Below are 13,372 nucleotides of genomic sequence, written 5' to 3'. Positions count from 1 at the left end.
CACGTGACGTGGAGCCTCGATCCGCCGCACAGTCAATGGATCGAGTCGCCGCCGAACCCCGCATTCACATAAGGACACAACGAATGGGAAAGCTCACTACCCACGTACTCGATACGGCGCACGGCCGTCCCGGCGCGGCAATCAAGGTGGACCTCTACGCGCTGGACGGCGAATCGCGCCGCGCGCTCAAGACCGTGCTCACCAATAGCGACGGCCGCTGCGACGAACCCCTGCTCGAAGGCGCCGCGCTCGCCGCCGGCGAATACGAACTCGTGTTCCACGCCGGCGACTACTTCGCGTCGCTCGGCGTGAAGGTGCCCGAACCCCGTTTCGTCGACCGCGTCGTGCTGCGCTTCGGCATCGCCGACACCGCTTCGCACTACCACGTGCCGCTGCTCGTGTCGCCGTGGTCGTACAGCACCTATCGCGGCAGCTGACATTCGAATCAGCGCCCGCATCAAACAAACGATTTGAGTCTGGAGGAGTTTCATGGAAGGCTTCATCACCGACTGGCTGAACCTCGCGCTGCGATGGCTGCACGTCATCGTCGCCATTGCGTGGATCGGCGAGTCGTTCTATTTCGTCGCGCTCGACAACAGCCTGAAACCGCCGACCGACCCGAACCAGCGCAAGCGCGGCGTGTTCGGCGAGCTGTGGCATGTCCACGGCGGCGGTTTCTACAACATGCAGAAGTACACGGTCGCCCCGCCGGAAATGCCCGATGACCTGCACTGGTCGAAGTGGCCGTCGTACACGACCTGGCTGTCGGGCTTCTCGCTGTTCTTCGTGCTGTACCTGCTCGCACCGAACACCTACCTGATCGACAAGAGCGTGCTCGACATGGGCCCGGTGGTCGCCGTCGCGTCCGCACTCGGCTTCCTCGCGGCCGGCTGGATCGTCTACGACTCGCTGTGCCGCATCCTCGGCACCAACGACCGCGTGCTCGGCATCTGCGTCGGCATCTACGTGGTCGCCGCCGCCTACCTCGCGTGCCATATCTTCGCGGGCCGTGCCGCCTACCTGATCGTCGGCGCGATGCTCGCCACGATCATGTCGGCGAACGTGTTCTTCGTGATCATCCCCGGCCAGCGCAAGATGGTCGACAAGATGCTCAAGGGCGAAGAGCCGAACCCGATCTACGGCAAGCGCGGCAAGCAGCGCTCGGTGCACAACACGTACTTCACGCTGCCGGTCGTGTTCGCGATGCTGTCGAACCACTACGCGATGACCTACACGAACAAGTTCAACTGGGTCGTGCTCGTGCTGATCATGCTGGCCGGCGCGCTGATCCGCCAGTTCTTCGTGATGCGTCACCGCGGCAAGCAGCTGTGGTACCTGCCGATCGGCGGCGTCGCACTGCTGTCGGGCGCACTGGTCTGGACGATGCCGAAGCCGGTCGCACCGGAAGCGCAAGCGGCCAACGCACCGAAGATCGTGATCAACGACATCATGCCGATCCTGCAGCAACGCTGCGTCGAGTGCCACTCGTCGAAGCCGACGCTGATGGGCAGCGCGCCCGCGGGCGTGATGTTCGACACGCCGGACGAAGTGTCGAAGAACGCACAGCGCATCTACGAACAGGCCGTGCGCCTGAAGGCGATGCCGATCGGCAACGTCACGCACATGACCGACGACGAGCGGACGAAGCTCGCCGCCTGGTTCGAGGGTGGCGCGAACAAGTAAGCCGCCGTGCGCCGGGCGTGAGTGCCCGGTGCAATCCTCTCCGTTCTCGGGCCCGGTGACGGGCCCGTTCTTTTTGGCGCGTCCCGGATGCCCTTCGCGCGTCAGCCGCGCGTCGCGTCGCGCTGGAGCGCGACGAGCGCATCGAGCGCGCGCGGGCCGTCGTCGAACGGCACGAAGATGTGATCGTGGTACGCGGCCGCCATCACGTTGCAGCTGATGCCGGCCGCGCCGAGTGCCCGCGCGAACGCCGCCGTGAGGCCGACGGCCGCCAGGTCGGAATGCACGGTCAGCGTGATCCAGGCCGAGCGGAACAGCACCGGCCAGCCGCGACGTGCAGCCGTTTCCTCGTTGACCACGACCGTCAGCCCTTCCGCTTCGCGGAACGTCGCAATGACTTCGGATAACGATACGTCTGCATCGGCCGGCAGCGACACGAAGGCGAACGCACCCGGATGCAGTTCGGGCTGCATCGTGCGCAGCAGGACCGCGAGGTCGTTTTCAGGTTGGCTCATCGGAAGAACACGCCCGGAACCGGGCATCGTGCGGTGGAGATGCGGGCACGATAGCATGCGCCGCCGCTGCTACCGCTACGCGCGCATCGTCGCGACCTCGTCCGCGAGCCAGCCGCGCAGTGCGACGATGCGCGGATCGTCCTGCGTGCGTTCGGGATACACGACGTGATACGCAAGGCCCGGCGCCACCCCGACGCTCACGTCGAACAGTTGCACCACGCGCCCTTCCGCGAGATCGCGCGCGATCATGTGCGGTTCCGCAAGACCGACCGCCGTGCCGTCCGTCACGGCCTGCACGACGTGGCTCGAATCCGGAAACGACACGCACCGGCTGTCGTCGAAACCGTCGACGCCGGCCGCGGCCATCCACGCCGACCAGCGCGGCCAGGTCACGCCGTCGACTTCGCAATCGACCTGGCAGAGCGTATGGCGCAGCAGATCGCGCGGCTTGCGCAACGGCGGCCCGGCCGACAGCAGTGCCGGGCCGCAGACCGCGACGACCGACGTATCGAACAGGCGCTGCGCGCACGCGTCGCGATAGCGCCCGGTGCCGAAGCGGATCGCGACATCGACGTCGTCATCGTCGAAATCGCGCAACCGGTCGGTGATGTCGAACGTCAGCTCGAACGCCGGATGCGCGGCCCTGAAACGCGGCAGGCGCGGCAGCAGCCAGTGCGTCGCGAAACGCGCGCCGACCGACACGCGCAACTCCGTCTGCTCCCGCGCGATGCGCCGCGCCCGGGCCGTCGCGCGCTGCAGGCCCGCCAGCGCATCGGCGGCCGCGGCGGCCAGCACGGCACCGGCCGGCGTCAGCCGGATGCTGCGGCTCGTGCGGACGAACAGTGCGACGTCGAGCTGCGCCTCGATTTCCTTGATCTGATGACTGACCGCCGCCGGCGTCAGCCCGACCTCGTCGGCCGCCCGCGAGAAATTCAGGTGCCGCGCCGCCGCATCGAACGTCCTCAGCGCGCGCGTACCGGGCCACATGCGTTCCATCGATCTTCAAACCGGATTTGATGACCGTTCCAAAACTACTCGTTTTTCAAGATGCCATCAATCCGCAAACAATAGGCTTTCTTGACGATGCCGCGAGGCGCCACGCGCTCGCGACCGAACCCGGAGATCCGCCGATGACCGTTGCCCCGTTCCCGTCCGTCGTTCAGCTCAACGGCGGTGCCGCCACCCCGGACGCGCTCGCGCCGCTCGCATTCGCGGGCCACGCGCATTTCACCGCGATGCAGGTGCGCGACGGCCGCGTACGCGGCCTCGACCTGCATCTCGCGCGGCTGCGCGATGCGTCGAACGCACTGTTCGGCCAGGCGTTGCCCGACGACCGGATTCGCGCGCTCCTGCGCGCTGCGCTCGAGCGCGCGCCGTCGGCGCTGTCGCTGACGGCGACCGTGCATGCGACGACGGGGGAATTCGTCGCGCCGCGCGACGACGAAGCGCTCGACGTGCTGGTGCGCACCGCCGCGCCGTCGTCGGGGCCGGCGGGCCCGCTCGATCTCGCGTTGTTCGACCACGAGCGCGTGCTGCCGGAGATCAAGCACGTCGGCGAAGTCGCCAAGACGCACTTCCTGCGCCGCGCGATCGCGCAGGGTTTCGACGATGCGGCATTCGTCGATCGCCACGGACGCATCAGCGAAGGCTCGATCTGGAACCTGGCGTTCTGGACGGGCGACGCGGTCGTGTGGCCGGTGGCCGGCATGCTCGGCGGAGTCACGATGCGCATCGTGCGCCGGCAGCTGGCGCGCCTGGGCGTCGCGCAGCACGATCGCGAACTGACGCCGGCCGACCTGCCGTCGATGGCCGGCGCCGTCGTGATGAACTCGTGGACGCCCGGTGTCGCCGTGCACCGCTTCGGCACGGCGACGCTGCCGGACGCGTCGTCGTTCGTCGCCCTGCTGCATCGCGCGTACGAACAGGAGGTGCCCGTCGCGCCGTGACGCGCGGGCCCCGTGTCGGGCATGGCTCACCCGTCGACCGTCTCCGGCAGCCGCGCGATCGCCTTGATCTCGAACTGGAAGCCGTACAACCACGTCACGCCGACGGCAGTCAGCGTCGGATGAGGCGCGTCGCCCCAGTACTCGGGGACGATCTCCCAGATCCGCTCGAACGTCGCTTCGGGATCGACGAGGAACACCGTCACGTCGACGACGTCGTCGAACGTGCAGCCGGCCGCGCGCAGTACCGCGTTCAGGTTGTCGAACGCGCGGCGGACCTGCACGCCCAGTTCCGGTTCGGGCGAGCCGTCCTCGCGGCTGCCCACCTGCCCGGACACGAACAGGAAGCCGTTCGAGCGCAGCGCCGGCGAATAACGGTTGCGCTCGTACAGTGCCTGCCGACCGGGCGGAAAAACCACGCTACGCTTTACCATTCAGCACCTCCTTCGGTTTGTGGGGCGAAACCGCCCCGGCATCAACGATGAAGGCACTTTAAGGACGGTGGCACGGCGAATAAACCGGCAACCCTGTCCAACACTGTTTGCGCGCCCCAAACAATTCCCGACCGACGCGGAGCCCTGACCCGATGGACCGATTCGACGCAATGCAGGCGTTCGCCCGCGTGGTGGAAGCCGGCAGCTTCACGAAGGCCGCCGAGACACTGCACATGAGCCGCACCACCGTCACGCAACTCGTGCAGCAGCTCGAGGCACGGCTGCGCGTGAAGCTGTTCAACCGCACGACGCGCAAGGTCGTCGTCACCGCGGACGGCGCCGCGTACTACGACCGCGTCGTGCGGCTGCTGGCCGACATGGACGATGCCGAAACCAGCCTGTCCGCGGCGTCCGCGACGCCCCGCGGGCGGCTGCGCGTGGACGTGCCGAGCCCGTTCGCGCGCCTGATCCTGATCCCCGCGCTGCCCGCGTTCCATGCGCGCTATCCGGACATCCAGCTCGACATGGGCGTGAGCGACCGCGTGGTGGACGTGATCGGCGAGAACGTCGACTGCGTCGTGCGCGGCGGCGAGCCGACCGACCGCTCGCTGGTCGCGCGGCATGTCGGCGACCTGCGGCTCGGCGTGTACGCGTCGCCGGCCTATCTCGCGCGTGCCGGCACGCCGGCTCATCCGGACGAGCTGGAGGACTCGCATCACCGGATCGTCGGGTTCCTGTGGGCGCGCACCGGCAAGGCGTTGCCGTTTGCGATGGCATGCGACGGCGAGCGGATCACCGTGCGCGGACGCTACGTGCTCGCGGTCGACGACGGCAATGCGTACCTCGAGGCCGGCCTCGCCGGGCTGGGCATTCTGTGGCTACCCGACTACATGGCCGGCGCGCATCGCGCCCGCGGCGAACTGGTGCCGCTGTTCGAGCGATGGCAGCTCGAACCGATGCCGATGTACGTCGCGTTCCCGCCGAACCGCCACGTCAGCGCGAAGCTGCGCGTTTTCATCGACTGGGCCGCCGGGCTGATCGCCGAGCATGCGCCGGTCGCGAACCGGCGCTGCGCCCACGGTCCGCGCGACGCGCGCAAGACCGCGGCGACCTGAATCGCACGAAAACGGCGGCACCATGAAAAAACCCGCGCAACGTGCGCGGGTTTTCGATCGGCCATGGCGGAACCGCTAGCGACGACTCAGGCCGTCAGTGCGTGCAGCGCCTCGTCGGTGAGCCACAGCGATTCCTGCAGGTCCTGCTCGTTCAGGTTCAGGCCGTCGCCGCCGCGATCGACGACGATGAAGTCGCTGACGCCGCCGAGCGCGATCAGCGGGTGATGCCACACGCCCTTCGCATAGTTGACGCCCTGCCACCCGCTCGTCACGAACGCGCGGATCTTCGCCGGATCGAGATCGCCCGCGGGCGCCACGACGACGAGATACGGCTGGTCGTTCAGCGGCACGAACGCCTGGCTGCCGAGCGGGTGCCGTTCGAGCATCTTCACTTCGAACGGCAGCGTGCGCGGCTGGCCGCGGAACAGGTTGACGAGCGTGCGGCCGTCTTCATCGGTCACGTCGACTTTCGCGAGATCGTGGAAGCGGATCGTCGTGCCGAGGTTGATCGGGATCTGCTTTGCCCCTTCCGTTTCGATCACGTCGCCGAACGGCGCGAACGCTTCCCTGGTCAGCGGTTCGATGACAAGCGTCTTCATTTGTCGAGCGTCCCCCACAGACGCAGGCGCGACACGCCGCCGTCCGGAATGATGTTCAGTCGCACGTGCGTGACGGGGCCGAGCGACGCGATGTCTTGTTCGAAGTAGTGCTGCTTGTCCATCTGCAGCTTCTGTTCGCCGAGCAGCACCGGCCAGAACATCGACTGCGTGATCAGCGAGCTGTCCGTTCCGCCCGACACGTACGCGGCCTGGATCGAGCAGCGATCCGGATAGTTGCCCTTGAAGAACGCGGTATCGACTTCGATCTTGCGGATCACGCCCGGCTGCGCGAGCGCGATGATCGCCCAGTCGTTGCCCGGTTCGCGGCGGCGGCGGGTTTCCCAGCCGTCGCCCATGTTCACGCCGCGACCCGGCAGCAGCAGGTTCGACGCGACGCCGAAGTGCTGGTTGTTCGCGGCCACCACGTAACCGCCGTTTTCCATCGCCGCGAGGTCGAACTGCTCGGTCGCGCTCGCGCCGGCCCAGTCGAGCTGCGGCTGGCCGTACACACGCAGGCGTGCAATGCCGCCATCCGGGTAGATGTTCACGCGCAGGTGCGTGAACGCACGCGCGTCGCTCGCGTCGACATAGTGATGGCTGTTGCCCTGCAGCGTCGTCGACGGCACGATCTCGACCCACTCGGTCGCCTGCGTCGGCGCGCCGTCGGCCACGAACGCGGCCTCGATCGACGCGGCCGGCGGGAAGTTGCCGGTGAAGTGGCTCGTGTCGATGTCGAAGCCCTTGATCACGCCCGGGCGCGCGAGCTTGACGATGCACCAGTCGTAGCCCGTCGTGCGCTTGCGGCGCGTTTCCCAGCCGTCCATCCACTTGCCGTGGTCGTCGTACTTGCCGGGAATGAAGACGGCCGGCTCGGGGTTCAGCATCCGGTCCTTCGGCGCGAAGAAATCGTCGCTGGCCTCGAGCGCCTGCGCACCGAGACGCGGGTCGGCAAGATTCACGTAGCGCCGCGTGAATTCGGGTGCGTTGGGATCGAGAAGCGGAACAGCCATGATGTTTCCTTGTTTCAGTGAGGCGATCCGGCCGCTGCGACGCAGCGGGCCGTACTGCGGTGTCAGGCGTCGATCAGGTCGTCGAGGCGAAAGCGCGCGATCCGGTAGATCTGGTCGAGGCTCGCGCGCAGTTCCTCGGTGCGCGAATGATTCACGCGCGACTCGAAGTTCGCGATGATGCCGTGCCGGTCATAACCGCGCACCGCGAGGATGAACGGGAAGCCGAACTTCTCGCGATACGTGCGGTTCAGCGTCAGCAGCTTGTCGAACTCTTCCTGCGTGCACTGGTCGAGGCCCGCGCCGCTCTGCTCGCGCGTCGACTCGGCCGTCAGCTCGCCGCGCACGGCGGCCTTGCCGGCCAGTTCCGGGTGGGCGTTGATCAGCGCGAGCTGGCGCGCTTCACCGCCCGATTCCACGGCACCCGACATCGTCTTGTGCAGCGCGTCGATGCTCGCGAACGGCCGCTCGCCGGCGGCGACTTCGGCCACCCACGGCGAATGTTCGAAGATCCCCGACAGCGCCGCGACAAATGCGCTCGGCGCCATCGTGTTCAGTTGATCCAACGTGTAGCGCATCGCCTTCATGCTTTCCCTTCGTTTCGATGATTGGGCTGATACGGATGATGTTCACGCCAGTGACGCGCGATATCGACACGGCGCGTCACCCATACGCGATCGTGCTTCTCGATGTGATCGAGGAAACGCTGCAGCCCGCGGAAACGGCCCGGCCGGCCGAGCAGCCGGCAGTGCATGCCGATCGACAGCATCTTCGGCGCTTCGTCGCCCTCCGCGTACAGCACGTCGAACGCATCGCGCAGGTAGTCGAAGAAGTGATCGCCGGTGTTGAAGCCCTGCGGCGTCGCGAAGCGCATGTCGTTCGTGTCGAGCGTGTACGGCACGATCAGCTGCGGCGACGTCTTGCCGCCCGACACTTCGACGTCCATCCAGAACGGAAGATCGTCGCCGTAGTTGTCGGAGTCGTACAGGAAACCGCCGTATTCCGCGACGAGACGGTGCGTGTTGGGGCTGTCGCGGCCGGTGTACCAGCCGAGCGGGCGCTCGCCCGTCACGCGCTCGATCGCTTCCATCCCGAGGCGCATGTGCTCGGCCTCGAGTTCCGGCGTCATGCTCTGGTAGTGGATCCAGCGCCAGCCGTGGCACGCGATTTCATGGCCCAGCTCGAGGAACGCGCGCGCGAGCTCCGGGTGGCGTTCGATCGCCATGCCGACGCCGAATACCGTCAGCGGCATCCCGCGCTTCTCGAATTCGCGCAGGATACGCCACACGCCGGCCCGCGAACCGTATTCGTAGATCGACTCCATGCTCATGTGGCGGTCGGGATACGCGGCCGCGCCGACGATTTCGGACAGGAACTGCTCGGAGCCCGGATCGCCGTGCAGCACGCAGTTCTCGCCGCCCTCTTCGTAGTTCAGCACGAATTGCACGGCGACGCGGGCGCGCCCCGGCCAGTTCGCCTGCACGGGATGGCGGCCGTAGCCGATCAGGTCGCGAGGATAGTTGGGATCGAGTGACATGGTTCGAGGTGCGGCAAAAGCTCGCTGAAATAATGGGTTCGCATCGACCGCGCGGGTGCCGGAGGCCGGCTGCGCAAGCCGATGCGATGACGGCCCAGTGTAGCGAAAACGCCCATACGCGCCCATACAGCGGCGCAGATAGTGCGTGTCAGACGGTGTGTATGTGCGGTTGCGGCAAATTCGGGGCCGGCTCTGCCTCGTCCCCGCCCGGCGGGCTGAAGCGGGCGAACGCGCCGTCGTAGCGCTTGGGCAGCGGCCGCGCGTAATCGCCGCGCTTCGCCGTCGCGAGGCGCAGCGCGACGAGCGCCTCGGCCCACTTGACCGCCGCCGTGACGCCCTCGACCACCGGCGCGCCGATCTGCTGCTCGATTTCGTGCGCGAACTCGGCCATCCCCGCGCAGCCGAGCACGATCGCGTCGGCACCGTCCTCGTCGAGCGCGCGCCGGCATTCGTCGACGATGATCCGCCGCGCGGCCGAGCCCGGCCGGTCGAGCTCGAGCACCGCGACGTCGGTCGCGCGCACGTTGCGGCAGAACCGCTTCATTCCGTAGCGCTCCGCGAGGTGCCACGCCATCCCGCAGGTGCGCGCGAGCGTCGTGACGACCGAGAAGCCCGGCGCGAGCACGCTCGCCGCATGCATCGCGGCCTCGGCAATGCCGATCACCGGCCCGCGCGCGAGTTCGCGCGCCGCGTACAGGCCCGGATCGCCGAAGCACGCGATCACGTATGCGTCGCAGCCGTCGCGCTCGCCTTGCGCGATCTCGGCAAGCAGCCCCGGTGTCGCGAGCGCCTCGTCGTAATACCCTTCGATCGACGGCGGCCCCATCGGCGGGCTCACCGCCACGATCTCCGTGCCGGCGGCCGCGACCTCGCGCGCGCAGCGGCCCATCGAGTCGGTCATCCGCTGCGTCGTATTCGGATTGATCAGCCGGATCTTCATCGCACGCTCCTCAGGCCTTCGTGTTCACGAGCAGCCGGTAGAACACGAAGCCGAGCCCCGCGCCGATGAACCACGAGAAGTTCGCGACGCCCTGCCAGCCCGGCACCATCACGCACACGATCGCGATCACCGCGGCCGGCAACAGCGCGACGAGCGCGCGGCGGTTCACGCCGCCCGTGTACCAGTACGTCCCGCTTTCCGACATCGTGTACAGGTCGTCGCGCACGAGCCGGCCGCGCTTGACGAGATAGAAGTCCGCAATCAGCACGCCGTACAGCGGGCCGATGAACGCGCCCAGCACGTCGAGCGTGTAGTGGATCACGGCCGGGTTGTTGAACAGGTTCCACGGCGTGATGAAGATCGACGCGACGGCCGCGAGCATCCCGCCCGCGCGCCAGCTGATCAGGCGCGGCGCGACGTTCGAGAAGTCGAACGCGGGCGACACGAAGTTCGCGACGATGTTGATGCCGATCGTCGCGATCGTGAACGTCAGCGCGCCGAGGATCACCGCGGTCGGATGGTCGATGCGGCCGACCGTCTCGACCGGGTCGGTGATGAGTTCGCCGAACACGGGCAAGGTCGCTGCCGTCGTGATCACCGTGACGAGCGAGAACGCGAGGAAGTTGACCGGCAGCCCCCAGAAATTGCCGCGCTTCACTTCGCCGAACGAGCGGCAGTAGCGCGAGAAATCGCCGAAGTTCAGCATCGGCCCGGAGAAGTACGACACGACCAGCGATACGGCCGTGATCATCACCGGAATCACTTCCGCGCCGTGATACTTGACGCCGCCGAGGTTGATGCCGATGTTGCGCCAGCCCGCGCGCCACACCATGTAGCCGGCGAGGATGAACATCACGACGTAGACGGCCGGCCCCGCGAAGTCGATGAACTTCTTGATCGTCTCCATCCCGTTCCAGAACACGAACGCCTGGAGCACCCACAGCAGCATGAAGCCGGCCCAGCCCACCGCCGACAACCCGAGGAAGCCGTAGCGATGCACGTCCGCGTAAGGCAGCCATTGCGGGAAGAATTTCAGCACGACGATCACGAGCGCGCTCGACGCGAGATAGGTTTGGATGCCGTACCACGCGATCGCGATCAGCCCGCGAATCACGGCCGGCACGTTCGCGCCGAGCACGCCGAACGTCGCGCGGCACGCGACCGGGTACGGCACGCCGATCTGCTGGCTCGGCCGTGCGATCAGGTTGCACAGCACGTTCACGAGGCTGATCCCGACGATCAGCGCGATCAGCACCTGCCAGCTCGTCAGCCCGAGCGCGAACAGGCTGCCCGCGAACACGTAGCCGCCCACGCTGTGCACATCCGACATCCAGAACGCGAAGATATTGTACGAACCCCATGTCTGGTTTGTCAGGGGTGCCAAATCTTCGTTATACAGACGTTCGCTGTAACCCTTCGGCAGCGTCGGGTCGCCGCCCTCGCCGCCCTCTTCCGCCGGATAGGCGCTATCGTGCGCCACACTGAACTGAGCCATGACTTCTCCTTGACGCGACCGGATGGCCGCTCCACCGTCATCGATATCGCTCCGGATCGACGCCCGGAGTCGGACCAGCGGCCCGCGGCAAATACCGCGGGCCTGCATTTCGCTCGTTATGTGGCGCGCGGCCGGGTTCGCGTCGCCGCTCAGGCGCCGCCGAACACTTCGCGCAAATCGACCTGCCCTTGTGCGGGCCGGTCCAGCATCTTCAGTTCGACATGCTGCAGGTGGTGCGCCATCAGCGTCACCGCCCGCTTCGGATCCCCCGCCTCCAGCGCGGCGAGGATCTCTTCGTGGTCGTCGCACGAGCACGGGCTGCGCCCGTGCGATTCGTACAGCGCCGACATCAGCGTCGAGCGTGCGACGAGCCCTTCGAGGCACTCGCTGAGCGTCGCATTGCCCATCAGCGTGGCGAGCGCCGTGTGGAATTCGCCCGACAGCCGGATCCACGCCGCGAAGTCGTGCCGCTCGAACGCCTTGCGTTCCTTGTCGATCAGCGCGGCGACGCCCTTCAGCCGCTTCGCGCCGGGCCCGGTCGCGAGCCGCTCGACCACGGCGAGCTCGATGATCCGGCGCATCTCGAACACCTCGTGCACGTCCTGCAGCGTCGGGCTCGCGACGAACGCGCCGCGGTTCGGCTCGAGCTCGACGAGCTTGTCGGTCGCGAGCTGCGCAAGCGCCTGGCGGATCGTCCCGCGCTTCACGCCGAATACGTCGCAGAGCTGCGCCTCCGTCAGCTTCGAACCTGGCGCGAGCCGATGCTCGAGGATCGCCGTGCGAATCCGCTCGGCGATCGCTTCGGGGCTGGCTGCACCGGACAGGTGGGCTTCGGGCTCGTTCATGATCGGCATCGTGTGATGATCCTCATCCTAGGGCGGACACAAAGATTGTCAACAATTCTTTTCCGGCATTGCGCACAATCGGCGTGCATCGACGCGACCCCGTTCGGTGCATGATGCGTCGAATCCATGCACGACAAGGCCGAGACGTACGACAGAGGCCCTTCTCGTCGTATACCCTTCCGGCTTTTTTGTTGACAAAACTGGTGCAAAATTCGGCGACCGTGCTGCGGATGTCGACGAAAAAACTTGATCGTTAGTTGCGCGCTTACCTAAAGAAAAAGGCGGGAAACCCGCCTTTCGATCGATCGCGCCCATCTCAGCCGAGGTGCGGATAGTCGGACAGCGTGAGCCGGAAACCGTGCGCATTCGCGACCAGCTGCGCGTGCGCGCCGAACGGCAGCGTCAGCAGGTCGGGCACGTGGCCGAACTGGAGCCCCGTGACGACCGGAATCCCGACCACCGCGCGCACCTGCTCGATCATCGCCTGCATGTCGTAGCCGTTGTCGTACTCGAACGGCCGCGCACCGGTGAACTGGCCGAGCACCAGCGCCTGCTGGCGTGCGAGCAGCCCCGACAGGTGCAGTTGATAGATCATCCGTTCGATCCGGAACGGCTGCTCGTTGACGTCCTCGATGAACAGGATGCCGCCTTCGATGTCGGGCATGTACGGCGTGCCGACGAGCGACGAGAGGATCGCGAGGTTGCCGCCCCACAGCGTGCCCGTCACGTTCACGCTCTGCACCTGCGGCGCGTCGGCGACGATCGTCGTGCTCGGCTGCGTCAGCGTCTGCCAGAAGTGCTGCATCGTGAAGTCGCTCGGCGTTTCCGCGCCGAAATCGGCGGACAGCATCGGGCCGCCGAACGTCTTGATGCGTGCCTTCGCATACAGCGCGAGCTGGAGTGCCGTGAAGTCGCTGTGGCCGACGAGCGCGACCGGCTGGTCGCGCAGCCTGCGTTCGAGCCCGCGATAGTCGAGCCCGTGCAGGATGCGCGCGGCGCCGTAGCCGCCGCGCACCGCCAGCGCGATGTCCGGCAGCGGCCGCTCGGGATCGGCAAGACGGTTCAGGTCGCCTGCCCGCTCGCCGTCGGTGCCGCCGAACCGCTGGAAGCGCCGCTGCGTCGCCTCGATGTTCTCGATGCGGTGCTGTGCGGTGCTGAGGCGCTCGAGCGCGCGGTTGATCGCGTCGGGGTCGTGCGGATAGCCGGACGGCGCAAGCAGCCGGATGGTGTAGGACGCGGCGGGCTGGAAGGACATGGCGAAA

Annotated in this window: 15 protein-coding genes; 4 read left to right on the top strand and 11 right to left on the bottom strand. The window is 67.1% G+C overall.

Annotated elements, in window-relative coordinates; genetic code table 11:
• Nucleotides 1-83 precede the first annotated feature (83 nt).
• Together uraH and ABIC51_RS04920 are read left to right on the top strand one after the other, a co-directional pair.
• On the top strand, nt 84-437 hold the full coding sequence (uraH, locus tag ABIC51_RS04925) for a hydroxyisourate hydrolase (protein ID WP_059694643.1): 354 nt from the start codon (nt 84-86) through the stop codon (nt 435-437).
• Between the two features lie 52 nt (nt 438-489).
• Complete coding sequence (locus tag ABIC51_RS04920; RefSeq protein ID WP_021160368.1) at nt 490-1,683, top strand: urate hydroxylase PuuD; 1,194 nt, start codon at nt 490-492, stop codon at nt 1,681-1,683.
• A gap of 101 nt (nt 1,684-1,784) precedes the next feature.
• Here the strand turns inward: ABIC51_RS04920 and ABIC51_RS04915 are convergent, their stop codons facing one another.
• On the bottom strand, nt 1,785-2,195 hold the full coding sequence (locus ABIC51_RS04915; RefSeq protein WP_060358418.1) for an ACT domain-containing protein: 411 nt from the start codon (nt 2,193-2,195) through the stop codon (nt 1,785-1,787).
• Between the two features lie 75 nt (nt 2,196-2,270).
• On the bottom strand, nt 2,271-3,191 hold the full coding sequence (locus ABIC51_RS04910; protein ID WP_060206027.1) for a LysR substrate-binding domain-containing protein: 921 nt from the start codon (nt 3,189-3,191) through the stop codon (nt 2,271-2,273).
• Nucleotides 3,192-3,325: 134 nt separating this feature from the next.
• On the opposite strand from ABIC51_RS04910, the gene ABIC51_RS04905 reads away from it, so the two are divergent.
• Nucleotides 3,326-4,141 carry an aminotransferase class IV family protein gene (locus tag ABIC51_RS04905; RefSeq protein ID WP_208451260.1) on the top strand — a complete coding sequence of 272 codons (816 nt, stop codon included), beginning with the start codon at nt 3,326-3,328 and terminating at the stop codon, nt 4,139-4,141.
• Between the two features lie 26 nt (nt 4,142-4,167).
• Here the strand turns inward: ABIC51_RS04905 and ABIC51_RS04900 are convergent, their stop codons facing one another.
• On the bottom strand, nt 4,168-4,572 hold the full coding sequence (locus ABIC51_RS04900) for a RidA family protein (RefSeq protein WP_027787133.1): 405 nt from the start codon (nt 4,570-4,572) through the stop codon (nt 4,168-4,170).
• A gap of 152 nt (nt 4,573-4,724) precedes the next feature.
• On the opposite strand from ABIC51_RS04900, the gene ABIC51_RS04895 reads away from it, so the two are divergent.
• A complete protein-coding gene (locus tag ABIC51_RS04895) occupies nt 4,725-5,687 on the top strand; it encodes a LysR family transcriptional regulator (protein ID WP_146252815.1) in 963 nt (320 codons plus the stop codon).
• An 86-nt stretch (nt 5,688-5,773) separates the two neighbouring features.
• Here ABIC51_RS04895 and ABIC51_RS04890 read toward each other — a convergent pair whose 3' ends face one another.
• The 8 genes from ABIC51_RS04890 to ldcA form a co-directional block, all read right to left on the bottom strand.
• Complete coding sequence (locus ABIC51_RS04890) at nt 5,774-6,286, bottom strand: ureidoglycolate lyase (RefSeq protein ID WP_027787131.1); 513 nt, start codon at nt 6,284-6,286, stop codon at nt 5,774-5,776.
• Complete coding sequence (gene alc, locus ABIC51_RS04885; protein ID WP_027787130.1) at nt 6,283-7,296, bottom strand: allantoicase; 1,014 nt, start codon at nt 7,294-7,296, stop codon at nt 6,283-6,285. The genes ABIC51_RS04890 and alc overlap by 4 nt, the downstream gene beginning before the upstream one ends.
• Nucleotides 7,297-7,358: 62 nt before the next feature.
• Nucleotides 7,359-7,880 carry a 2-oxo-4-hydroxy-4-carboxy-5-ureidoimidazoline decarboxylase gene (gene uraD, locus ABIC51_RS04880; RefSeq protein WP_027787129.1) on the bottom strand — a complete coding sequence of 174 codons (522 nt, stop codon included), beginning with the start codon at nt 7,878-7,880 and terminating at the stop codon, nt 7,359-7,361.
• The gene (puuE, locus tag ABIC51_RS04875) at nt 7,877-8,830 is read right to left on the bottom strand and encodes an allantoinase PuuE (RefSeq protein ID WP_175899050.1); all 954 of its coding nucleotides are present in this window, start codon (nt 8,828-8,830) and stop codon (nt 7,877-7,879) included. Before puuE ends, uraD begins: the two co-directional genes overlap by 4 nt.
• Nucleotides 8,831-8,978: 148 nt before the next feature.
• A complete protein-coding gene (locus ABIC51_RS04870; RefSeq protein ID WP_060311849.1) occupies nt 8,979-9,770 on the bottom strand; it encodes an aspartate/glutamate racemase family protein in 792 nt (263 codons plus the stop codon).
• Nucleotides 9,771-9,780: 10 nt separating this feature from the next.
• Nucleotides 9,781-11,265: an NCS1 family nucleobase:cation symporter-1 gene (locus tag ABIC51_RS04865; protein WP_175852580.1), complete on the bottom strand. Its 1,485-nt coding sequence runs from the start codon at nt 11,263-11,265 to the stop codon at nt 9,781-9,783.
• A gap of 149 nt (nt 11,266-11,414) precedes the next feature.
• Nucleotides 11,415-12,119: a GntR family transcriptional regulator gene (locus ABIC51_RS04860; RefSeq protein WP_027787125.1), complete on the bottom strand. Its 705-nt coding sequence runs from the start codon at nt 12,117-12,119 to the stop codon at nt 11,415-11,417.
• A gap of 307 nt (nt 12,120-12,426) precedes the next feature.
• Entirely contained in the window at nt 12,427-13,365 is a 939-nt protein-coding gene (ldcA, locus tag ABIC51_RS04855; RefSeq protein ID WP_027787124.1) for a muramoyltetrapeptide carboxypeptidase, read from the bottom strand.
• Between the last annotated feature and the right edge of the window lie 7 nt (nt 13,366-13,372).

Origin of the sequence: Burkholderia sp. 572, from assembly GCF_040545135.1 — a bacterium.
GTDB classification, from domain to species: Bacteria; Pseudomonadota; Gammaproteobacteria; order Burkholderiales; family Burkholderiaceae; genus Burkholderia; species Burkholderia cepacia.
The sequence above is the reverse complement of the archived record's forward strand: the minus strand, read 5'-3'. Positions and strand labels throughout refer to the sequence as shown.